General features: G+C 55.5%; 22 protein-coding genes and 1 pseudogene. 1 reads left to right on the top strand and 22 read right to left on the bottom strand.

All coding sequences use genetic code 11. The features are described from left to right. Window positions 1-6: 6 nt before the first annotated feature. From B9A14_RS08095 to B9A14_RS17720, 4 genes and pseudogenes are all read right to left on the bottom strand, one after another. Window positions 7-1,080 carry an S-layer homology domain-containing protein gene (locus tag B9A14_RS08095; protein ID WP_084665208.1) on the bottom strand — a complete coding sequence of 358 codons (1,074 nt, stop codon included), beginning with the start codon at window positions 1,078-1,080 and terminating at the stop codon, window positions 7-9. A gap of 173 nt (window positions 1,081-1,253) precedes the next feature. Then, window positions 1,254-1,430, bottom strand: a complete 177-nt coding sequence (locus tag B9A14_RS17420) for a hypothetical protein (protein ID WP_172839098.1) — start codon at window positions 1,428-1,430, stop codon at window positions 1,254-1,256. A 211-nt stretch (window positions 1,431-1,641) separates the two neighbouring features. Then, window positions 1,642-1,935 (bottom strand): hypothetical protein, encoded by a 294-nt coding sequence (locus tag B9A14_RS08090; RefSeq protein ID WP_157109862.1) that lies wholly within the window; start codon window positions 1,933-1,935, stop codon window positions 1,642-1,644. Window positions 1,936-2,111: 176 nt separating this feature from the next. After that, a pseudogene (locus tag B9A14_RS17720) lies at window positions 2,112-2,775 on the bottom strand (UPF0236 family transposase-like protein); the annotation flags it as partial. Window positions 2,776-2,967: 192 nt separating this feature from the next. On the opposite strand from B9A14_RS17720, the gene B9A14_RS08080 reads away from it, so the two are divergent. After that, complete coding sequence (locus B9A14_RS08080; RefSeq protein ID WP_084665205.1) at window positions 2,968-3,600, top strand: sigma-70 family RNA polymerase sigma factor; 633 nt, start codon at window positions 2,968-2,970, stop codon at window positions 3,598-3,600. A gap of 94 nt (window positions 3,601-3,694) precedes the next feature. Here B9A14_RS08080 and B9A14_RS17105 read toward each other — a convergent pair whose 3' ends face one another. The 18 genes from B9A14_RS17105 to B9A14_RS07985 form a co-directional block, all read right to left on the bottom strand. Then, window positions 3,695-3,961, bottom strand: coding sequence for a hypothetical protein (locus tag B9A14_RS17105; RefSeq protein WP_157109860.1), 267 nt, complete (start codon window positions 3,959-3,961; stop codon window positions 3,695-3,697). Between the two features lie 395 nt (window positions 3,962-4,356). Next, window positions 4,357-6,627 (bottom strand): type IV secretory system conjugative DNA transfer family protein, encoded by a 2,271-nt coding sequence (locus tag B9A14_RS08070; RefSeq protein ID WP_172839097.1) that lies wholly within the window; start codon window positions 6,625-6,627, stop codon window positions 4,357-4,359. A 58-nt stretch (window positions 6,628-6,685) separates the two neighbouring features. Further along, complete coding sequence (locus tag B9A14_RS17100; protein WP_157109859.1) at window positions 6,686-7,693, bottom strand: hypothetical protein; 1,008 nt, start codon at window positions 7,691-7,693, stop codon at window positions 6,686-6,688. Window positions 7,694-7,954: 261 nt separating this feature from the next. Then, window positions 7,955-8,647, bottom strand: a complete 693-nt coding sequence (locus tag B9A14_RS08060) for a hypothetical protein (RefSeq protein ID WP_084665201.1) — start codon at window positions 8,645-8,647, stop codon at window positions 7,955-7,957. After that, window positions 8,631-9,065: a hypothetical protein gene (locus B9A14_RS08055; protein WP_084665200.1), complete on the bottom strand. Its 435-nt coding sequence runs from the start codon at window positions 9,063-9,065 to the stop codon at window positions 8,631-8,633. Before B9A14_RS08055 ends, B9A14_RS08060 begins: the two co-directional genes overlap by 17 nt. A gap of 28 nt (window positions 9,066-9,093) precedes the next feature. After that, the gene (locus tag B9A14_RS08050; protein ID WP_084665199.1) at window positions 9,094-9,402 is read right to left on the bottom strand and encodes a hypothetical protein; all 309 of its coding nucleotides are present in this window, start codon (window positions 9,400-9,402) and stop codon (window positions 9,094-9,096) included. 204 nt (window positions 9,403-9,606) lie between these two features. Then, a complete protein-coding gene (locus B9A14_RS08045; protein WP_084665198.1) occupies window positions 9,607-10,611 on the bottom strand; it encodes a ParM/StbA family protein in 1,005 nt (334 codons plus the stop codon). 321 nt (window positions 10,612-10,932) lie between these two features. Further along, on the bottom strand, window positions 10,933-11,196 hold the full coding sequence (locus tag B9A14_RS08040; RefSeq protein ID WP_084665197.1) for a stage V sporulation protein S: 264 nt from the start codon (window positions 11,194-11,196) through the stop codon (window positions 10,933-10,935). Window positions 11,197-11,275: 79 nt separating this feature from the next. After that, window positions 11,276-11,884 carry a stage II sporulation protein M gene (locus B9A14_RS08035; protein WP_084665196.1) on the bottom strand — a complete coding sequence of 203 codons (609 nt, stop codon included), beginning with the start codon at window positions 11,882-11,884 and terminating at the stop codon, window positions 11,276-11,278. A 47-nt stretch (window positions 11,885-11,931) separates the two neighbouring features. After that, the gene (locus tag B9A14_RS08030; RefSeq protein WP_084665195.1) at window positions 11,932-13,002 is read right to left on the bottom strand and encodes an S-layer homology domain-containing protein; all 1,071 of its coding nucleotides are present in this window, start codon (window positions 13,000-13,002) and stop codon (window positions 11,932-11,934) included. Window positions 13,003-13,004: 2 nt separating this feature from the next. Next, window positions 13,005-13,613, bottom strand: a complete 609-nt coding sequence (locus B9A14_RS08025) for a hypothetical protein (RefSeq protein ID WP_084665194.1) — start codon at window positions 13,611-13,613, stop codon at window positions 13,005-13,007. Window positions 13,614-14,424: 811 nt separating this feature from the next. After that, the gene (locus tag B9A14_RS08015) at window positions 14,425-14,589 is read right to left on the bottom strand and encodes a hypothetical protein (protein WP_172839096.1); all 165 of its coding nucleotides are present in this window, start codon (window positions 14,587-14,589) and stop codon (window positions 14,425-14,427) included. Between the two features lie 42 nt (window positions 14,590-14,631). Next, entirely contained in the window at window positions 14,632-15,702 is a 1,071-nt protein-coding gene (locus B9A14_RS08010; RefSeq protein ID WP_084665191.1) for a tetratricopeptide repeat protein, read from the bottom strand. A 52-nt stretch (window positions 15,703-15,754) separates the two neighbouring features. Then, complete coding sequence (locus B9A14_RS08005) at window positions 15,755-17,383, bottom strand: M1 family metallopeptidase (protein WP_084665190.1); 1,629 nt, start codon at window positions 17,381-17,383, stop codon at window positions 15,755-15,757. 35 nt (window positions 17,384-17,418) lie between these two features. Continuing rightward, window positions 17,419-18,069 (bottom strand): HD-GYP domain-containing protein, encoded by a 651-nt coding sequence (locus B9A14_RS08000; protein ID WP_084665189.1) that lies wholly within the window; start codon window positions 18,067-18,069, stop codon window positions 17,419-17,421. Further along, entirely contained in the window at window positions 18,066-18,605 is a 540-nt protein-coding gene (locus B9A14_RS07995) for a hypothetical protein (RefSeq protein ID WP_172839095.1), read from the bottom strand. The genes B9A14_RS08000 and B9A14_RS07995 overlap by 4 nt, the downstream gene beginning before the upstream one ends. 128 nt (window positions 18,606-18,733) lie before the next feature. Continuing rightward, window positions 18,734-20,050: a glycosyltransferase family 2 protein gene (locus B9A14_RS07990; RefSeq protein ID WP_172839094.1), complete on the bottom strand. Its 1,317-nt coding sequence runs from the start codon at window positions 20,048-20,050 to the stop codon at window positions 18,734-18,736. Beyond that, entirely contained in the window at window positions 20,041-21,759 is a 1,719-nt protein-coding gene (locus B9A14_RS07985; protein ID WP_084665186.1) for a glycosyltransferase family protein, read from the bottom strand. The genes B9A14_RS07990 and B9A14_RS07985 overlap by 10 nt, the downstream gene beginning before the upstream one ends. Window positions 21,760-21,843 lie beyond the last annotated feature (84 nt).

The raw sequence follows: 21,843 nt of genomic DNA, 5'->3' as shown, positions 1-21,843 counted from the left end.
TTCATACTAACTGTTTAGCGGCACTTTATAAAAATATATCACCGTAGCTTTCCAGTTTCCTTCCATTTTTCTCAAATAAACAGTCAAATATCCTTGATTTAACATCTTATGGATTATGTGCCAAATAGGACTCGAGCGCAATAACATTTTTCTATCCTCATCGCTGGTTATATATTTTTCCTCCAAACCTACGTTCAAATCCACACTAACGTAAGCTACTGCCGTATTTCTGTGCTTTTGCGCTATCGTAACGCCTTTTATAGAGCAAGGGAATCTTCGTGAAACCGTATGCAAAAACCCAAATCTGTTGGGAAGATCTAAATCCAAAAACATCCTTCTGCGTAGCTCAAAATGACTAGGAGTAACCCGTCGGTAGGGTAAATCTTTGTACGAAATTTTTATATCGTCCTGGTGAGCATCAAATGAGGTAACAATCTTATTCAGATCTTCTATAGCCTCACGAGCGGCATTAGTTAAATCTTCATCGGAAGCTAAATCTATATTAATCGCTTTATTTATCCTGTTTAAAAGTACTATTGCCTGGGCACGATTGAGATTTTGGTCTATCCCAAGTACTCCATCCTCTATGCCTTTAATAAGCCCGGTTTTACCCGCATACAGGGCATCAACATCCTGCGTATCCCTAAAAACGATTTCCGGATCCGTTACGGGCAGGCTATAAATCCTGGCCAGCCTACCCAACCATTTAGCAGCTTCTAACCGGGTAATAGCCGCATCCCAATTCCCGGATTTATCGGGTATAATTCCTGCCTTCACTAAACCGTCTACGACGGCATCATACCAGTTTGGCCCCGGAGTGCCGACAACATCTATTACCCGACTTAATATGGCGGCAAATTCGGCCCTCGTTATATTGTTGTTTAATCGTAAAGTACCATCAGGATAGCCACTATATAGCTCATAGTCTATCGCATCAATAATATCGTTTTTTCCCCAGGAAAAATCCTGGTCGATAGTATCCTTATCTACAAAGAGGTATTCCATCTGAGCATAAGCTGGCAATGGCAAAATTAACGCTAATATTGCTCCAGTCAGAATTAACACTGCAGTTTTTTTCATTAAAAAGCACCTCCCGGACGCTCTTTTCTACCTGCTTTGCAACATTTGTTCAAGAAAGTTTGCCCGGCGCTGGTTGCTGTATCCCTCTATTTCGATATAAACTAACGCTCCGGTTGGGCAACCCCTGACACACGCGGGAGTTCCTTCCTCATCCCGATACCCCCGGTCGCACTTTAACTTATTTGTCCCAACTGCCAGAGCCGCAAAATCGGAAGTTCTTTCAACCGGCGTTCCAAACGACGCTTCTCCCGCGGGTCGCTGGTCGCCCCTATCTGCTCTAGCAATTCATGAATTTTCTTCGCCGTACTTGCGATGGCTGCCTCCAGCTCTTCCGTCGCCATTGCCCTCACCCCAGATAATTTATTCGACATTAACCAGTTATATCCTGCCCAGACTGCTACAACTTTGATGATCCGCCTGCCCCAGGCCCCTCTGCCCCCAGAACAGCCTGTCCGTCGATTCAAAGAACGGGCTCTGGCAGTACCGCACCCAGGTGACAGGGTGCTTCTACTTTACCGCCTATGCTCGGCTTGTCGCCTACACCAATGCAGGCTTCGCCTGCTAGGAGATTGCCAAAGCTGCCAGGAATGGTATATAAGCCGCTATCAACGTATCCCCGACGCCCTTCAGGGGAAACGTTAATTCGGTCCCTGCAGGAGTGTACAGCATGGCCTGCCGGCCTTCCGTTAAGAGATGGGCATAATAGCCACATTCCGCCGCCATCTTTCCGTAATCCACATTTAGAACATGCACCAGCATCTCAACCGTCGCCCCGAAAAGACTGACTATGCGTGCCCCAGCCTCACAGGCTTGGCGCCTGGCCCGAGTGTGGAAAAGGAATTTCGAAGTCAGCATCACTACTACCTGTGCCCCTGCATGTCTTGCGCTACTACCTGGGACGGTTCCCCACGGTTGTCTGATGGCGGCAGCAACAAATGCGATGCCTCCGCCCCCAGTTTTTAGGCTGCCCTGTACAAGTTTTTGCCAATCTCCTCCACAGTTTCATCCATGACCACTAAGACTTCTTCACAGCGTTTTGCCTCTTCTTCCTCTTCGTAGCTCACTACATACTCGATTTCCCCTCGCTTCTCCTTTTCCTTCTGCAGCCGTATTATCACTCAGCCAACTTCTATACATAGCTCCGGCCCCACTTCTTTCCCTCCAGGCACTTCACCATTCTCAGAAACTCCTGCCCTCTTCCCCTTCCTGCTCTAAAGCTTCGTCCACTTCTTGCAGGGCTTGCCATACTTTCATGCCGCTTACCCCAGGTGCAAGATACCCCAATATCTCCGCTGCCCGGCCAAAGGATAGTTCACTACCCGGTTTTAGAAATAGCTCCTTTAGTCTTGGGGTAACCTTCGCCCGAGAAGGCCAGCCTAAAACTTCGTCTACAAAAAATTTCCTCTCCCCAGTTTCTTTGTTCCTGTACAAGCGCCTCCTGTAAATAAATTCCCCAAAGGTGCTTAAAGCTGTCTTGGCCCGAAATCCTACCACTTCCCAAAGGCTCCGGCTACGTTCATTCATCAGCCAGCTATCAATCTGTCTAGCGCCCAGGTTAACATTTGGCTACAAACCTTTTGCGTTAGTTCGTGTACCCCTTTCTCCAGGCCATAAAAACCCTTACGTTTCCCAATCAGTTTTTCTAGGCCCACTGGCAAATGGAAGGACTCCACCTATTTCCTGCCGAATATCTATATATGAAGGTTTGTGCCATGGCTGCTTTAGCTTGGGCCTTTCTCACCGAAAACCCTGGCTGCAGGTAAGCCACCGCAGTAAAGCCGAAACAGGTCGGGGCAAGGGCCGCCCGCCAACATCGGCAAGAAAAGTGCTGGGGAGAGCCCCCCAGCGCATCACACCTTAATCGGCGACTTTTTCAAACCCCCAGAGGTGTTGGCCTTGACTCTTGGCGATAAGAAAAAAGAGTTTGAAAAGATAGTGATAGCTTACCAGGACAAAGTATACGCTCTCAGCTACCAGTTAACCGGCAATCACGCCGACGCCCAGGACCTGGCCCAGGAAGTATTCGTGCGAGCTTACCTTAACCTGGAGAAGTTCCGCTTTGAAGCTGACCTGAGCACCTGGCTACACCGTATAACGGTTAACCTGTACCTCAATTCCCGGCGCAAAAATAAAAAAGACAATATAGCTTATTCCCTGGATGAACCGCTCCTCACAGAGGAGGGAGAGATCACTCGGGATTTAGCAACCACAGGGTCTGACCCCCAGGAAGTCCTGGCCGACAGGGAAAAGCAGAGCTACATACGACAAGCCCTGGACAGCCTGCCCCCAAAGTACCGCGCAGTGCTGGTGCTAAGGGAATTCCAGGGGTTAAGCTACGAGGACATAGCCAAGGTTTTGGGGTGTTCCTTGGGCACGGTCAAATCCAGGCTAAACAGGGCCCGCCAGGCCCTGAAGGAGAAAGTAGCCGAGCTGGAAGAACATAGCTCACAGCCAAAGGCAGACAAAGTGCCGAAGGTCGCCCTGAAAAAAAGCCTGGGTGAGGGATATTCCCGGCCCTGAATTCTACCTCACCCTTTGGAAAGGCTTCCTCTATGTTGTTTCTGCCTCAATGCCCATATACCTCTTGAGGTCGCTTTCAGTGGAAACCTAAGCGCTACCGCATCGGTGTACAGTACGTCCAGCCATATATCTGCCCCGTTGGGCCAGACCACTGTGCCCCAGTCGGGGTCGTCACAAAAGCACACGCCGGGCAGGTCACCTGCTCCGGCCTCGCTTCTTCCGCCATACCAACAGGCCTACCCCAAGGCCCAGCCCCCCGCCCACAAAAGCCAGCAACCAGCCCCAGACCCAGCACGCGGGCCAGCCGGGCCCAAAGCCCGCAAACCAGATCGCTACAGGCACCACGTACGCGCCAGCGCACGCCAGGCCAAAGGGCAGCATCGTCTCACGTGAAAATTTACCCGCCACCCACCCCGCGGGAGCCCCCGCCAGCATGAAAGATAGAACGAGGAACATCGCGAGGGCTGCCCACTGGCGGTCACTTAGAGGCAGGGACTTCAGGGCCCGGAAGTCCATCAGAAACAACCCTCCGCCCAGTGATAACAGCCCTGCCAGACCCGCGTAGAGAAGCCTCTCACTCAAAGGCAGCATGTCGCGCATTTTTTCTCCCCCATTTCTCTTAACACTGCTTCTTACAACCTACTTTAGCACACCCTCAGCCTTACCCATAACAGTTCTTCCCAACTGAGATGGTTTTTTCTTGTTGACGCTTATCCCCCGCAGGACATTTCGGGCCGCCACCAGTGAATGGATAGTTCAGATGGGGAAGAACGAATTCCCGGATGCTTTTCCTTCAGTGTTTTCCTGGCGGTCTCCTCCATCTGTATCGGCGCTGCTCTGCGTGTCTTCCATACCTGCCTCCTCTATTTCCGTTACCGCCGGTTTAGCTTCTTCCGCTCTGTTTCCCCCTGCAACATCCCGGTTGGTATCTCCATCACTGCCAGTACCCGTTCCGGCATCCCGGAAGGACTGGATAACGTTCTGCAGCAGTCTGGGCTTTTCATCCTCCGGCAGCTCCTTCAAAAGTTCTTCCAGCACTTTCGGCATCCATCCAGGCACCGCCGTCCCGCTAGACCCGTTACCGCAAGAGTACTTATTGCTTCCCTCTTCTTTAAGCGCGTCTTCTCTTTCAGTGTTCTGTGCCCCTACTTCTGCCGCCGGCTGGCTCCTCCCAGCCTCTCCATTTTCTTCACGATACCCATCATATATCTTTGATTTGATTCCCATTTTTCTCTTGTCCCATTCTGAAAGCTCAAGCTTTACAACCCTGGGAAGAAGGGGCTGCCCCCTCTCCACCAGCCTCACTACTGCATGAAAGGGCTTGAGCTCCATCAGGTCCGTATACCGGAAGCGCGGTTCAAATTTCTCATCTTCCCTTATCGAATCCGGATACAGATGCAGAGCTATCGGCCCTTCCTGCTTGTACGTCCGCGACTTCTGTACTACCTGCCTTTCCCCAAACTCTGCCGCCAGCCTCTTAGCATCTTCAGCAGAGCCCAGGTTCAACACTATTTTATTACGGCAGTTCTCCAGCACTATGTCCCTGAACGCAGGCTTGCTCTCCAGTAACAGCTGCGCCGTAGTCTGTAGTGCCAGCACTGTCGCACACCTGAACGACCGGCCTATCGCCAGCAGGCGCTCAAAGTCCGGGTTCACGTACCGAGGAAATTCGTCCACATAGAGCACGTGGTAGGGCCTGGTGTGCTCATTGCCCGGCCTCCTGAAAACCGCGTACTGAAAGTGCATGATAATGAACTGCCCGAAGACGTCCCCAAGCTTTCCCAGCCTTCCCATGGCCGTGTTCACAACCAGCACACCCCCACCCTCCAGGTGGCGGTCCAGGTTCACGTCACTCTTTCCCACTAGAACTCTGTTCAGGAGGGCGTTACCGGTTATGTCCTCCAGCTGAAGCCGCAAGCCCAGCGCGTGCCGGAACATTTCTTCCTTGTTTTTGCCCAAGACTTCCTGCCGGAAGTACTGGGTGAGGGACGACGGACCGCGCTCTTTCTGCTCCACTGCCTGCATACAATTCAGCAGCAGCTCCTCGTTCCGCAGCACTTCTGTCATCATCTTGATATCCAGGTTGTCCCCGTATGCCGCCTTGAGCAGCAATACTGTGTTCCGGGCCATAACTTCCTGGACCTGCCGGAAGAACGCTTCTTGCTTCCCGAATAGAGACTGCAGCACAGTCTTCATGATTTCTGCCACCGTCAGAGGATCCCCCTCCAGGGGGTTGAACCGCGGCGTGTCCGGATCCTCCGGGTTGATAAATATCACCGGGATGCCCAGGCTGCGGGCCATCTCCGCCACGTCCGCACTGAAGTCCCCTTTCGGTTCAACTACGGTTATCCCTATGCGCTCTCCGTTTTTTATCCTTAACAGGTCTTGCTCTATCATGGGCTTCAATACCCGGCTGGTCTTCCCGGTACCCGTCGTGCCAACTATGAGGGTGTGCAGGAAGCGGTCCTCCCCTAAAATTACAGCGCCGGGCGCAATAGTGACATCAAATGATCCCTTCCCTGCGCTGTCCCTACCCAATAGTGCTTTCAGTACCCTGCCGGCCATCTCCATCAATTCTCCTCCAGACACCCCGTACCTGTTTCCGCCCAAAATGTATTTCAATATGATAAGAAGCAGGCCCACTGTAACCGCCGGGGGGAGAAGCGCGACCGCTTTTCTGGCTACCGCCCGGTGAGCTGCTGTGCTCAGGGGTTCCACCATGCTCGCATCGATAGCACCACTAGCCAACACTACCAGCCAGGCACCAATGAGAACGGATGCGGCAAGCGTTACCCCTACCAGCCCGGCTATAACTGCTTTTCTACCCTCCGGATGTCTGCCAACAAAAGCGATGACCACACCCGCCATCCCTAACACCAACGCTGGAACAGCCGCATAAACACCGCTGTTAGGCCGGACTGCCTGCAGCAAGATAGCCAGCACTGAGAGGGCTACCGAACCTACACTCATTGCCAGAGGCAAATTCGCCTGCAAAACCCCAAGCACACGGCGCTCCAGTTCTTCCAACTTGTTTTCAATTTCTGGAAGCCGAGAGAAAAGAGCGCCTGTGAAAAAAGGCGAGCTTTTACCTGGTTGCACTCTCACGCCTTTTGGCACCTCCAACATATAAAAGCCGCTTGCCATCGTATTGGTACAGGCCAAGCGTTGAAGCTGTCAGGTACCACAGCCATCTCCTGTTCCCAAAGAAACGCGCCCAGTCAGCAGCGTGCGCTTCGTCACGCATAACAAGAGTAACCCCGTTCCACCCGCCGACCATTTCTCCCGTGAGCGCTATTACCCTGGCGGCCAAGCTTATATCATCCAGCCGCATGTCTCCTACCAGCATGCTCCCCCTCCGAGTGTACACCAGGGGGAGGGGAGTTCCTATCGGAGCACGGGTCAGCCTGCCACCGGGCGCTATTGCTTCGAAGAGTATTCCCACATCTCTCGTCCGTTCCCCGGGGGCCACTTTAAGCTCACCAAGCTGGTCGTACCGCAGCAATAGGAAGCGGCCGGGGGGACAGTTCCGCAAAAACCGCCTGCGGTCATAACGCCAGCTCTCAAGCGTGTCATGTACCAGCACATGGCCTTCAAACCAGATACCCCGACCTTCCGTGTTGTTTACCGACCGGTACACTTTAGAACCGTAGCCTGTAGGCCAGGGGACGTACAAACAATAAGGCCCGGGGTCGGCAATCACCCAGGCCAGATACGTCTCCTGTGGGTCCAACCGGTACTTCTCCAGCGCTTCTTTTCGTCCCAGTATAGCTTCTGGCGCAAAGCCTGCCTTCAAAAGCCGCACATAAAGCCGGCTGCGCAAAATGAACCACCCAAGTTGCGAACTTCTGATTACCCGGTGGGCACTTACTTCCACCCCAAGCTCCCGGGCACCCTTGGCCGTCAGCACCAGGCACCTTTTTCTGCCGTCCCCCGGATGCCCTGCAGCCCGCACGATACCAGCTTCTATCAGCTTGCTGGTTTCCCTCCAGGCCCGTACCCTGTCTCCCCCGCACGCTATATCCCTGAAATCACTAAAGTCCACTACTTTTGTTGCTTTCAGCCACTGCATTAGCACATCTGCCGGCCTTTCCACCGCAAAAGCCCCCTTACCCACCTGCCTTTCCGGAACATTAACTGGAAATTTTCTTCTGCTATCATTAGCCCGCTAATTTCCCCTTGAGCGCCCCCAAAACCTTGTATGGCGCTAACCGCCCTATTTCGAAGCCAGAACACTTGGAAAACGAAGACACGTACGCGCCCATGAGCACCTAACCTTTCTAAAATTCGACCTTTCAACCAGGCGGGAACCCTTGAAACTCAAGCAATGGGGCAGACTAAAATGTCCCAAAATATGTTACACTAAATTTTGTGGCCTATCTTCAATCTGCTGGGCTTCATTATTTCCATTTCTGGTATCGTCTGGCATCGCTATCTTTTCCCAACACTCAATAATCTCTCTTATTGACGCCAGCTGGCCGACCTGCGGGGTCACCAGGACCTGGGTAGACCAAAAACTTCTCTTTTCGCCCAGCACCACCAGAGACATTTTTTCGCAGCTGTCCCCCGCAATCACGTTATTTTTCACCAAAGCGTCAACTATGAACTTTACAGCATAGTTGTCCACGTCGTGCGTTCTGGTATCTCCCCATGTAAATTTGAAGACCACCACTGCTTGTTGAAACGGCTCCAAGGGGAGAGCAATCCCTTTCAAGGCCTCTTTCACATAACCGTACCAGAGCTGCCTTACCTGGCGGTAGTTGGTTTGCGAAGGCCAGCGGTTCCACGCCACCCTGAGATAAGGCGGCGCTACGGGAATGAACAAGTACAACTGTCCCGGAGGCCCAGGGTCGTAAAACCCTTTACAACCGGAAGCAGGACTACCTGGGACGGCAACGCACTCTGATAAAAGCTTTTCGAAGGACGCCACCTGGGCGGAAAGCGACGCCATCCTGAAGTTGAGTTCGTCCAGTTCCTCGAGGAGAGCGGCAGCAGCCTCGCTTAAAGCAGGGCTGAATTCCTGGACGTCATTGCTAGCCTTCTCCGTCATACTCCATCTCCTCCGGCGAATCCTCCGACGGTTGCCTACTATCCGTTTCGCCCTCAATAACGGTGCTCCTGTACCGCCCGCGACCGCGCGTTCTCTTGGGGCGGGAGTTACACTCTTCGCTATTGAGTTCCTTCTGTGCCAGCAATCTCGCTGCCTCCGCCAGGCTCATTTCCCTTTCATCTTCCGGGAGTGCGTCCGGCACAGCCTGCCCTCTGCCCCGCTTCTTCCCGTTAAGGTATCCCCGGGCATAATCGCCCATCCTGTTCTTTGTCCAGAACTCCTCCAACCTCTCAATCTCCGCCTGGCTGACTTTGTATATAACCAGGTGCTTATCCGGGATGCAGATTATTTCACCCTGGGGTACTAGGTCCAGCATCCACTTAACACGTAGCGGTACGAACTCGCTCTTCTCACCCACCTTCCCTCACCTCCTTCACCGACACTGGTCAAAAGTCAAGGAACTTTTCTAGTGTGTTCATTAGTCTTGCATCCTCCCTCTGCATTCCTTCATTCTGTACCCCTTCTGCCTGAACCCTGGCAACACCCGAAGCAAGGAGTGACTTTATATGCTCCAAATCTGCCCGAATGCTCTCTAATAGCTCCCGGTAATTCCGGTAGAACTCCAGGGCCTTTTTTACTTCCTGGCTCCTGGTGGCAGAATCCAGCGTCCAGACCCAGTGGTCGGCAGGCAGCCGGACCTGTAATTGCCTGTTTCCCCTGCGTTTCCCGTGCTTTCCTCCATTAGCCATTGTCATTTCACTTCACTTCCCTGGCTACTCGTAAGTCCAAATAGCGCTGTGTTCACCCCTCCCGCCTTCTGCCACACAGCTTCCCGATTTGCTTTACTGCCCAGGTGAACACAGCCTCCAATCGCAGGGAGCGACTGTGTTCACCTGCGTTGGCAAATTCCCTTTTACCCTTTATTTTTAAAGGCATTTCAGGCGAACACACCCGAACCATCAAATATAGCCAGCAGACCTGTTGTCAACACCCAGCTGCCTCAACGCCATCCTGCAGAAACCGAGTGCATTAGCGTACTGGGGTTCGGGCACCAGAATTACGTCTTTCCGCAGCATCTGCCGCAGGACGGGCAAGAATTCGAGCCCACCCCCGCCCGCGAGGTATATCACATCCACGTAACTTGACTTCTGTGCCCACGCAGCGCTTACACCCTCCACTATCGCCTGCGCCACGGCGATGCGGCTCTCGTTCTGCATCGGCTCCAGCTCGAGCTTCTCGCCTTCGAAAGTTATTCGCGACCTGCCCCACAACTCCTGTATTTCTACAAGGCTAAGAGGCCTGCCGGTCACCTTGAGGAAACGCTCACCAAAAGCCTTCATAGCCGAACTGACGCCGATTTCTATGGAGCCGAAGTAATTGGGCAGGGGGTCCACCCGGTCTTTTCTCACCTCTACCAGCAGGTAGTCCGTGGTGTAAAACCCTATGTCGAGCAGCCCGACCAGCCCTTCTTCCGGCAACCTGTCCACGCTAAACAGGGCACCGACCCCCTGAGGAAATACGGCAACATGCCCAAAGGAAATATACTTTTCCGGTCCGTTATCGACGCAGACATAAGCAGCCATTCCCTGAAGGGAACGCCTGGCCTCATCCCGCTGGTGCCGGTAGTAAGCTATGGGCAAGCCATACGCTAGAGTCACCTGGCCTTCAGCACCTGCCAGGTAGGCCGCCGTCAGTAGGAGCAGGTCAGATATCTCCCTCGACAGTTTGTTTCTCGCCAGAGTCAACTGGGCAGCAACACCGCATTTCAAGGCCAGGTCGCCGACAAAGTACTGGCGCCTAACAGTTGAACTCTGGGACCTCACTGTAACAAGGTGGCCCCAAGAAATTTTGCCCAGACCCAAGTCGGTCTCACCAGCCGGTGAAATTACGGACGGGAAAACTACCTTTTTCCCCCCTGCGACAGCTTTTGTATAGCCGTATCCCTGGTCAACAGCCAGCAGCATCTTACCTTTACCCCCCCGCTATATTCGTCAAGAGATACTCTTCACGAGTTGTTATTCTTCTCAGAAAACGAGCATTATGGCAAAACCTCGGGTTTTTCATTGCGAACTTATCCAAACCCAGATAATGTTCTCTGAGCAACGAAGACAAAGTTACACTGAGGGTACTCTACCACGGTTGCACTAAACTGCACACCGCCAGCCGTGCGTCGGACCCGTCGTCGCGTAGCAGACAGCAATCGGGCAAACTCATGCAAACCGGCCCGCAAAATACTCGGTAGAAAAGGCCGGGCATCCCCCAAAGAACACCCGGCCTATTAGCATTTAGCGCCAAAATACACGCAACTGCATCGCTTTCCTTTCAGCCCCGTCGACAGTGACCCGCGTCAAACCCGGCACCACTTTTAAATCGGCCCCTTCCGGAGCTGCCAGACCCCGTGCGACAGCCACACCTTTCACCGCCTGGCTAATCGCCCCGGCACCCATCGCCTGCAAGACTGCTTCTCCGCCATTTTCCTTCAGTGCATGATACAGAGCCCTTCCGAGTCTCCTCACATCCGTCTTTGATGAAACCTTGAGTACTTCCATTAAAGTATTCCCCCTCCATAGATATGATTGTAAAGGAACTATATCATTCGCAGATATTCAATTCTTACACCACGATAACTTACCCAGCCAACCGCATCACCTCCGGAGTAACCCACACCTCAATAAATGCGGCTGCTGTCAACAACGGGAGCACAGCACGCCGCAACAGCACAAATTTCTCCTCCGGCGCAGTCCCAGTTATACCAGCACCGCACGCCAAGAACAGAGCAAGCAACTCGGGTACCCCGTGCGGTACCAAGCCGGCGGCCAGCCAGGTTACCTTCGTCCCCGCGCTCCGCAGCAGATAACACATACCGGCTAAAACAGCGCCGTTTACAGCAAGCACACCCGCTGGCACAAGCCTCCCCAGAAAAAGTGCCGGAACGGAGCCGTCCTTAGTGAATACCTGTGGGAACCGCAACCTCACGGCCGCCTGTACCCGTAACCTGTTTACCGCAACAAGTATTTGCTCCGCAAATAAACCCAGTGTGACTGCGAGCACGTTTTTGCTAAGAATAAATCCAAACAACAAAATCCTGCTTTCCGGTATTAGCCTCATGTGGCGCTCCATTGCCTGCGTAACCGGGACTAACTGCCAGGGTTCTTTACTCAGGTAAAAAGCCCCAGCAACCCCACCCAGGGCAAAAACAGCGGCTGCCAAGGCGACCCACAGCACACTCCTCCGCACTTAAACCCTCCTTCCTTCTTCCCATAGTCACAACACCCCTTGCTCTGCTACTTTGTCCGGTTTTCTATTCTGGCCAGTACCCGGGCCAACATGGCCGCCAGCTCAGCACGTGTCACCGCCGCACCCGGCCTGATCGTCCCGTCCGGATATCCTTTGATGAGCCCCGCCGCTACCGCGCGGCCCAGGTCCCCTGCGGCCCATGCCGGCACTTCTCCGGCATCAGTAAACAGCAATGTGTTCGGAGCAGTCGGCCTTTCCTCAAGCGACAGCGCACGCAGGACAAACAGAGCCGCCTCCACCCTGGTTACCGGCCGCCCCGGCCTGAAGAACACCCTTCCGCCCTCAAGTTCCCCCTCGACTAGGCCCGCCTTAGCGGCCGCCGAGGCGGTAAAAATCGCCCACTCCGGTATTTCATGACAGTCAGCAAACCGGGAAAGGTACGCCGCGGGTTCACCGGGAAGCCTCAGCATCCTGGCCTCGAACAGCAGCGCCTCCAGGCGACTTACCGGGATATCCGGCCTGAAGGTGCCGTCCGGATAACCCCTGGCAATACCCCTGGACGCCAGTAACATTACCTCCGTTTCGGCCCAATGACCGCCCACGTCCAAAAACGCGGAACCTTCACCTGCCACCGTAAAAGTCACCAACGCAACAGATGAAGTATTCACCAAAACTCCGACCTCGCCGCTTTTCCCGTCCTCTATACCGGTCCTGGCAACCACTACCGTCCCGTACACTCCACCAGGCGTACCTGGTGGTACTGTTACTCTTACGGTCACCTCTGCAACATCCCCCGGCTTTTCCAGCACCAGCAACCTGGGCTCACAGCTGACCCACGCCGGTTCCACCGATAGAAGGCCTATAGGAAGTTTTAGCCCTGACCACTGAAAGGGATTTTCCGGCGCAACTTGCACTCTGGCAGGCATATCACCCATGTTAACTACGGCCAGCTTGGCCTGGATAGTCTCACCTTCCCTAACCGTTCCGACATCCACGACCTGCGGAGAGACCCCCACCGCCAGCCAGCGCTGCTCTCCGGCTCTCCCGACGGCAGAAAAAAGAATTCCCATAACAGTGCTAAGAGCTATAACAGATAAAAACTTTACCGCACGCCACATCCTTACCCCGCCTTCCGGCTTTCCTTACCAGATATCAGCTTCCTCGGCGCGAACCGGGCAAAGTACAAACCTGTCCCGAAAACCAGCACAAACAGAGGCCCATATTTTAAAGCCAGCCTTTTAATTTGCGCTCCCGGCTGGACAGAGAACCCGATAGTAGAATACGAGACTGTAGACACGTCAAAAGTCCCACCAGGAAGACTGGCTTTTGCCGCTACAACTGCAAAGTATCTTCCCCGAGCATCAGCAGCCGGCTTTAAGGTTACAGCCACGTATTCCGACCTCCCCGGCTCCAGATATGCGCTCTCGGGGGAAACTTCTACCCATTCTAGCGGGGCGACTCTTTCTCCCTGTGGCAGAACACCGGTCGGCGGGTGTACAGGCCGTATTTCTACTTCGCACGGCACATCCCCCAGGTTGACTGCCGTCAGAAATACCTTCCTCTCCTCAGCACAGGCCAATGGCATGCGCAATTCAACCTTAACAGGAGAGAGCCCAGCCGCGAGCCATCGGTGCTCACCTCCCTCGGCTGCTGCCGGTAAAAACCAGGCTCCCGCAATGAACAAAATTAGTCCAGCTAGTAACACACACAAACCACGTACACCCTTCATATTTCCCTCCCCCCAGTCTGATGCGTCGCACAACACAGAAGCAATACCCTCGTTTCTAGTAAAATGGGAAGGCTACTGTGCTCCGCGTTCTCTTTTCTGAAATGGGGGCGCTGCGTCCCCCCCATTAGCTCCGTGAACCGTAGAATTCGATGCTAATTTTCTGCGGACCCCCTACGACACCGCCAAGATTGACCTTTACTACAACTTGGATGGTGCTCCCACTATCTACGCTAGAACTGCTCACCTTGGTACCAACGATTGATATATAACCACCCAAACTGCCAGTCGTAGCCCATAAACTGTAACTGTTCCCAGATGGAGTACTATCGGTCGTAAGCGACCACGGAGTGTCAGAAGGGTTAACCGGCGTCGCCTGTCCCGGGGTCCGTGCGTAAAGGTAGAGAGGCTCAGCTGCAACATTCTTCAACGTAACATTGAATGACCCTGAGCTGCCCTTTATGATGTTCAGATTGCTCGGCGGAGGCGAAGAAGTATCAATGGCAAAAGCTGCTGACGGGTCTAAAGGCGTCACTGTTACGGTGACCGTATCGGCTACGGCTGGCCATGCCAGGGCTAAAAGCAAAAGCAAGGCTAGTACGCCAACCCCGAACTTTCTTGCCACTCAGCTTCCCCTCCTTTCCTTGTCAAATTTTTCAGCGAAGAGTTCTGCCAGAACGCAGCCCCCCACAAAAAAGGAAGCCCGGGCATCGCGCCCGGGCACACTGCTTCCCTAGTTCTTGCTATTTGTAGCGCACCCTGCTATAATAACCTACCAGAAGAAGGGGCTGATCCTCTTCAACGCCCTGCCACCTCAACAAAATATAACACCCGCAACACGTCTAGCTATGCCGCGGCGCCCCTTCCGCATAAGCTTCCCCCTTTCACGCGCCGCGGCCTGCAATTGCCGGGTACTGCACCGAACAGTACCCGGTTTTTTACGTCCCCTGGTCATGTCCTCCGCTATCTCTAAAAACAAAAAGCCGGACACCTCAAAAGAGATGCCCGGCTCCGCCACAATTTATTTTTCGTTTACAGCCACCACTTGGCCGTTTTCAAACCACTCCACGTCCGCGCCAAAGTTCTCGCCCACAAAGCGGAGCGGAACAACCGTCCGCCCGGGCGGCACAACCTTGGCGGGCACCTCAAGCCCTACTTTGCGCCCATCTACTACAGCTTCGGCACGCCCGGTATGCAGAACAACAATCTTGCCATTTGCTGGATTTGTGATGGTAACTACGCCTTCCTTGTAATCAACTTGCAACCCAAGCGCCTCAGCGATTGCCCGCACCGGCACCAGTGTGCGGCCATTCTCGACAAAAGGCTCCACATCAAACTTGAGCTTCTTACCCTTAACAAACACCTTAATACCTTTCTTACCTGCCTTGCTGTAGAGCTCGCCAACCTTCTTATAGAAATCCCTTTCTTTAGGCTGTTCGGCTATAGCCTTTTCCAGATCCTTTGCAGCCTCACCAACCTTACCCAGCTCTTCTTTCAGGATGGCCCTGTAAGCGTAGACAGCTCCCGCCACAGTGTCAGCCGACTCAGCTAGCTTCTCCAGCTCCTCGAGCGCAGCCTCCTTATCCCCTTTTGCCCGCAAGCACTGCGCCAGCAGTACTGCCACTTTAGCTGTCGGGTGCGGCAGGAGGCCTTCCAGCTTCTTCAGAACCGCGATAGCCTTGTCATACTCACCTATGTTGCGGTAAGCAACTGCCAATCGCCAGAGCACCTTCTGGTCGTCGGGGTTTTTCGCCAATTTCCTTTCCAATTCTGCAATCCGCCTTTCAAGACCTTTTGCTCCTGGCCGTGCTAGCTCCTGGTCTTCGATCCCTTCCATTATCTGCTGCTGGAGTTTTTCCTCCACTCTTACTTGGTAGTCCTCACCTTCGTTACGGACACGGTTTTTGACTTCAAACTCCCTCCTTTCCTGGTGCTGGTACACATCTTGGACGACAGAGCCTTCCTGTACTCCGGAAGTCGCCGGACCTGCATTCATGGATTCTGCTTGCTCCATTCCGTAAGCTGTCCCGAGCGTACCGAAAAGAAATGCTAACGCTAGGGCGCCAGCAAGAAATACTCTGTACTTCTTCATCTAATTCCTCCCCCCTTGGCTAATTCTCTTAGTACTGGATTTTCCACTATATTTATTCGGCACCGCCTGCTGTTTTCTGTCGGTTAGGCGCTTGACTGCCGTTAACGTCGAAAAACGCCAATATTCTTTCGAGGTCGCCAGCGTCCACCCTGTCGTACCGATAATACTCCTGTACCCAGCGCAGGGCTTCACGAAGCCTGCCGGTACCCATCACTTCCTCCCTCTCCAGCCAATAAAGGGCACCTCCCCCGTACACCGCCTGCCGGTATTCCTCCTCCGTACCGTAGAGCCGCAGGTCTTTTTCCCGCTCCGGTACTTTTCCTCCAGCGGTAACCCTGGCCCGTATCTCGCCGTAGAGTTCCGGTCCCTTTTCCCTACAATATACCAAAGCGCTGTACTCCGCAAGGCCCTCATCTATCCAGGCGGAACGTATGGTGTCGTTCCCAACCAAGTTGTACCACCACTGGTGCGCCACCTCGTGCACTACTACCAAATGAGGTATAATCCCCTTTCTTGCGTTCACAAGCACCAGGCCGGGGTACTCCATCCCCCAAAGACCATCCTCAAGGGGAGCCACCACTACATGCAAGTATGTATATGGATAAGGCCCCCAGTAGTCACTAAAAAATGAAAATGCCGGCACCGCCCCCGCCAGCACAGGCAAATCCGCGTCCCTGCGTGATGCCAACATCACCTCCGTGTGCCCTACGCAACCGGTGCTCATTTTCCACCCCGTTCCGGCCACAAACGTAAACTCGCGTACGGGCTTCTCACTTGTAAAGAACCATACTGTTCTGCCGTTTCCCTCCCGCCTTCCGCTGACCTTCCCGCTTGCGACTACTGCCAGCCCTGCTGGAACCTCAACAGCCGCCCGGTAGTATCCCGCGTCCGAAAAATAAGGGTCGCCAAAAGCCGCGCCTTCCGCCATTCCCACCCATATGCCGCCCTGCCGCGGACAGAGCAGCGGGTACCACCCCGACGCTACTATAATCCCATCGAAGATCCCCAGCCGTCCCGGTCGGCGTGGCAGCCGCGTAGTGAAGGTTATCCCTACGGACACCGCCTCCAGCGGGGCCACCGGACGGGGCAGTGGTACCTCTAACCTGCTACCAACAACTGCAAATTCCACCTGCCTTCCGTCAACCCGCACCCCGTCTACCTTTATCAAACTGCCACCCCACGCGAAGCCGTTACCGGGAAGCAAGAACTGGAGGTCCGATAGCCGACTAAAGTATGGGTTCCGGTAACTAACAGTAACATTCCCTTTGATTACGCCTTCTACCGCATCAACATGCGCTACCACGTCATAAAGCGGGTAGATGCGGTAGTGCGAACGCCCTGCCGGATCAGCCCCCCAGGCCGGAACCCGCATGCCGTCCCTTCCTTCCTCTACAGAAAAAATTTCCAGCAAATCCAGCGCCTGCCCCAGTGGAATGTAGCTTCCCACACAGGCAAACGCTTTCTGTTCCCATTTCCCACCTTCCTGAGCAAGCAAAACTGCCTCTACCGGTACAAAAACCCTGCCTCCCTTCCTTACCGGGGGCGGCGAAAGCACCGTGTCCGCAAGGCTAACTCGTGGGGTCCCACCGCCTATATGCACAGGCTGCTCGTAAAAGCCGAGACACGCATATCCTGTCAAAACCGCCATTAGCACGGCTGCTGCCGTCCGTACGTGTCTCACCACGCAAGCCCTCCTCCGTTCCGCCGCACCTGTACTTAACCGGACGCGGCCCAGCGCCCCAAATCGGGATAGGAGAACTTCGCCGAAAAGTCTGCCAGCTGGTCGCGCAGGTTTCGGTCCTCGAGAGATGAAAGGGTTTTCACAAAAATTTGCGCCAGGTTTGGGTCGAACTGCGTCCCCGCAGATTCAACGATTCTCTTCAGGGCTGTTTCCCTAGAAAGGGCTCTGCGGTAGGGACGGTCCGTAGTCATCGCATCATACGCATCAGCCAGAGCAATAATCCGTGCCGCGAGGGGTATTTTCTCTTCTTTTATCCCATCCGGGTAACCCGAGCCGTCCCAGCGCTCATGGTGGTGCCTAACGGCCAAGACCACCTGTTCCCAGCTCCCGTTCTGCCATGCTTCTCCCAGAATTCCCCGCTTTAACAGATCTGCTCCCGAAACGGGATGAAGGCGGACGTATTTCCATTCTTCCGGAGTCAGGTCCCCGTCTTTGAACAGCAAATTATCTGGCAGGAGTGCCTTGCCCACATCATGGTACGCCGCAGCTGTCAGCACTACAGGCCTCAAACGTGGTGCCACTTCCTGGACCAGCATATCGGCGTAAAAACAAACCCCGGCCTGATGTACAAGGAGGTATCCGTCTTTTCTCTCCGAAAGACCGCGAAGCAGTTCCCTCAAAGTCATGTCCGCCGCACCTTCCTCACCGCTTCTATAACGCGTGCCACTGTCCCGGTCAACGCCACACCTTCCCGGGCGCTTCCCTCCACCACTATGCTTTCAACTAGCTTAAACCGGAACAAGACCATGCGCAGTGCCTGGTCAACCCGGAACCTGAACTTCTGAAAATCGCTCGCAAACTCCTCCTGCCTTTCGCGACTGTTTTGCGATAGTGGAACATAAAGCACAACGTCATAGCGCCGGGACAGACACCGTGCCCGGTAGGTCCTGCCGAGCTCCGAACCGTTCAACCCGCATGCAAGCCAGCAAGCCAGACAGTCCAGGGCTGTTCCATCGCTGACGAACCCGTCAGGGCAAGCGTTTTCAGCAGCCACCTGTTCCGAAAGGACGTGTATAAGGAACTCTCTCGCCAAGCTCTTGTCCCGTACGAATTCACCAACATCTTTTACGCCCAGCCTGACAGCCACGCTGGCAGCCGCTCCCCCAATAACGGGCAGCCGCAGTTCTTCACCCAGCAACCGTGCCAGAACGCTCTTTCCCACGCCGAACGTACCACTGATGCCTATCTTGACCAACTCCTGCGGCGCCGGATGCCCCGCCCCACGCGCGGGCAAGAGACGCCATTTCCCCCCTTTCTTACATACTTGGGTACTTTTCGCATAACTTCCACTCAGCTAGTTCGTTGATGTACCGCGCTCCGCTCAATCAAGCCAAGATTAAACCGGGCTGCCCGCACGATAACCTCGTTCCGCGAAGCCAAAACCCGGCCGAAGCACTCCGCGGCGCGGGCGGATCGGCCCGCGCACAGCCAGGCCACCCCGCGCTCAAGAAGTGCGACCTCGTCTGGCACAGGAACCCCGGTAGGGAATGGTGCCCTCTCCGACCTGAGCGAAACCCCCGGTAGCACTCTGACAGCCACCGTCCCCGGCCACTCCAGCCGCGGCGAAAGGCACACTGCCTCCCCGAACGGCGTCCTGTGCACCGCGGCCACCAGACCCGACTCCCTGGGGCCGTCGAGCGCGGCCCGCAGGGATCCGATACCAGACCACTCCTCCCCTAACCCCACGTGGAGCAACCAAGCCCCACCCCCCGCATAGCAGCTTGCGCTGAACACCCCGTCGGCGAGCTCCTCGAGCTCCCGTGGCGCCCCGTCAGTCCCGTGCGGAACGATATAAAGCCCGGGCACCGGAACGTCCTCCGCCCGCACATTACCCCACGGGTCCAGCGCGAGCCTGCCCATGAACGCCCGGTACGGGTCGAAAGCCAGGTTCCACTTCCGGGCAAACTTCCGCGCGTTCACCCGCATTAGTCCCGCGTAGTCCAGGCCAAGGGACCTGAACGTCGCTGAACCCACATGGTGCACATAGGTGTCGCCCGCGACCACCAACCGGTACCCGCCCAACCTCGCCCGCAGGCACAGGTCGTCGTCTTCAAAATTGCCGAGGCCGAAACGGCCGTCAAAAAGCCCTATTCGGTCGAACACTTCCCTCTTCACAACCAGGCAGAAACCCACCAACCGCTCCGTTTCAAACCACTTCGCGGGGTCGGGTCTGTTCCAAATATCCGCAAAAGCCAAAAGCTCCTCCAACGAAGAAAAATCGGCGTCCACGCGCTGGATGCCGCTCACATTGGCACTGACCGGGCCAACCATCCCCGCGCCTGCGACGGCCTCCAGGCAATAAAGCAGGTTGTCAAGCCACCTCGGCGTCAGAATCACGTCATTGTTCAGAACGACAACATATCTACCCCGAGCAACGGCAATCCCGTCGTTCACGGCCTTTGCAAACCCCAAATTGCGCTCGTGGCGGATCAACCTTATCTTTCCGGCTTCCGCCGCTTCCGCCAAAAACTCTTCCGTACCGTCCGCAGACCCGTTGTCCACGACCACGACTTCGTGTTCCGGCCTGGTAAACACCTCTAGCGTTTCCAGACACAGCCGCGTCAATTCCAGATTCCCGCACACAGGTATCACGACGCTCACGAGCACGTGGCTCCCCCCTTTCTGGCCACCAGCAAGAACTGCACATATTCGGCGTCCGGCAAACTCCGCCCGACGGACGCCCTCAGGTAAGCAGCCCTTGCGGCGTCTCCCGGGTCCCACATCAAACCCTCAATTCTTTCCACCTTAAGCTTCGCCCTTTCGAAAAGCCGCACCGCAGTATCCCGGGTAAAGAACCGCAGGTGGGACGAATCCAGCACGCCCGAGTCCACATACTCCCATTTGCCCTCCAGGAGGCCTTCCACCACACCCACGTACCCAACATTAGGCAGGGTCGCCACGGCAACACCCGCCGGCTTTAATAGCCGGGCCAGCCTGCCGAGGGTACCCCACGGGTCGCGCAGGTGCTCCAGTACGTCCGCCAGCACCAGACAGTCGAAAGACTCTTCCCCAAACCCGGGATCCACCGCCTCAACGTCCCCCTCGACTACGCCGTCAAGAACGCACGCCGCTTCGCGTGCGGCGAAAGGATTCACCTCTATCCCGAAAACTTCCGTCCCGGGGCGGACCTGTTTAAGTGCCGCCCCCAGGGCTCCACTGCCACACCCCACGTCCAAAACCCGCGCCCTGCCCGCGGAAAGCACTTCCCCCAGAACGTCCAGTACCGCGCGGTTCACGTTGCGGTAGTACCCGATACCCCTGTAGAGCGCGGAAACCGGCCTCGCTTCCTTTCCGGCAACCAACTTAAAAATCTGCCTGGCCCGGTGCTCGTACGTGTGCCCCCCAAGCACCGCTCGGCGCAGTTCCTCCGCTTTCGCCTGCCGCCACACAGGGTCATGCAGCGCCCGCTCCGTAACTTCGGCCAGCTCCTCCAGAGTCCGGAAAGTCACGGCCCCCAGCGCCACCGCCCCGGGCCTGTCATCACACACTTGGAATGCTCCGCAGGCCGCCACTTCAAAAAAGCGGGCGTTCGCCGACAGCGCAGGCACCCGCTGGCTGTTGGCGTCGTCGTACGCCGTCTCCCCCGCCCCACGGTGAGGATTCAGGACAACACTGGCGCCACACGTCCAGCGCACCGCTTCGGCTGGGGAAACAAGTCGCTCCTCCACGTCCAGGTTAGCCCCCTGCAGACCACCCCACCACTGGCCGAGAACCTTTATCTTTCGCCCTTCCAACATCCCTGCCAGCGCCGACAGCAACGAGATGCGCGAAGGGAACCCCGACCCGATAAAGAGGACCTCGGAAAAGTAGCGTTTCGGGACCGCCACCGGCCGGTGGAACTCCGGCCAGCAGGCAAGCGGCAGGTGAAAGGCCTCGACGCCCGCTTCCCTGTACACGGGCACGGCCGCCTCCTCCACCGTGAACACCAGGTCGTACCCCCGGAGCGCGTACTCCAGCGACCGGTCTATCTCGTAAGGGTCGTCCACGGCCCAGAGGGCGCACACCGCGCCGGCCTCCTTCGCGGCAGCAATAAGCGACGACGGGACATGCCGGCCGTGCATCGCAAGAAAAAGGTGAGGCCGGAACCGCCGCACGTCCTCGTAAAGCCACCCCAAAACCCGCTCCAAAAGAGCTTCGTCCTCAAATTCGCCCCTGCCCAGAGCCAAAGCCTCCGCGCCTTTACGCCAGAACTCCAGCAGCTCCCAGATTTCCGCCCTGCGCACTTCAGCCCCAACACGCTCCAGGGCCAAAGCAACAAAACAGTCTATGGTCCTGTGGATTAGAGGAACACCCGAACCAACAAAATAAACGCGCATCCTACCCCATCTCCCATTCGAACCACGGCACTCGTAGGCGTCAAAAAAAATGAGAAGGCCCCGCTGAAAGCGGGGCCTTCTTCC

Source organism: Thermanaeromonas toyohensis ToBE (assembly GCF_900176005.1).
GTDB lineage: Bacteria > Bacillota > DSM-521 > Neomoorellales > Neomoorellaceae > Thermanaeromonas > Thermanaeromonas toyohensis.
The sequence above is the reverse complement of the archived record's forward strand: the minus strand, read 5'-3'. Positions and strand labels throughout refer to the sequence as shown.

Coding starts and splice junctions, on each gene's coding strand:
- B9A14_RS08060 (WP_084665201.1), bottom strand. CDS start 8,647: ATGACGGAGAAGGCTAGCAATGACGTCCAGGAATTCAGCCCTGCTTTA.
- B9A14_RS08050 (WP_084665199.1), bottom strand. CDS start 9,402: ATGACAATGGCTAATGGAGGAAAGCACGGGAAACGCAGGGGAAACAGG.
- B9A14_RS08090 (WP_157109862.1), bottom strand. CDS start 1,935: ATGCTGACTTCGAAATTCCTTTTCCACACTCGGGCCAGGCGCCAAGCC.
- B9A14_RS07985 (WP_084665186.1), bottom strand. CDS start 21,759: ATGCGCGTTTATTTTGTTGGTTCGGGTGTTCCTCTAATCCACAGGACC.
- B9A14_RS08025 (WP_084665194.1), bottom strand. CDS start 13,613: ATGAAGGGTGTACGTGGTTTGTGTGTGTTACTAGCTGGACTAATTTTG.
- B9A14_RS08030 (WP_084665195.1), bottom strand. CDS start 13,002: ATGTGGCGTGCGGTAAAGTTTTTATCTGTTATAGCTCTTAGCACTGTT.
- B9A14_RS08095 (WP_084665208.1), bottom strand. CDS start 1,080: ATGAAAAAAACTGCAGTGTTAATTCTGACTGGAGCAATATTAGCGTTA.
- B9A14_RS08045 (WP_084665198.1), bottom strand. CDS start 10,611: ATGCTGCTGGCTGTTGACCAGGGATACGGCTATACAAAAGCTGTCGCA.
- B9A14_RS08000 (WP_084665189.1), bottom strand. CDS start 18,069: ATGACTTTGAGGGAACTGCTTCGCGGTCTTTCGGAGAGAAAAGACGGA.
- B9A14_RS08040 (WP_084665197.1), bottom strand. CDS start 11,196: ATGGAAGTACTCAAGGTTTCATCAAAGACGGATGTGAGGAGACTCGGA.
- B9A14_RS08010 (WP_084665191.1), bottom strand. CDS start 15,702: ATGAAGAAGTACAGAGTATTTCTTGCTGGCGCCCTAGCGTTAGCATTT.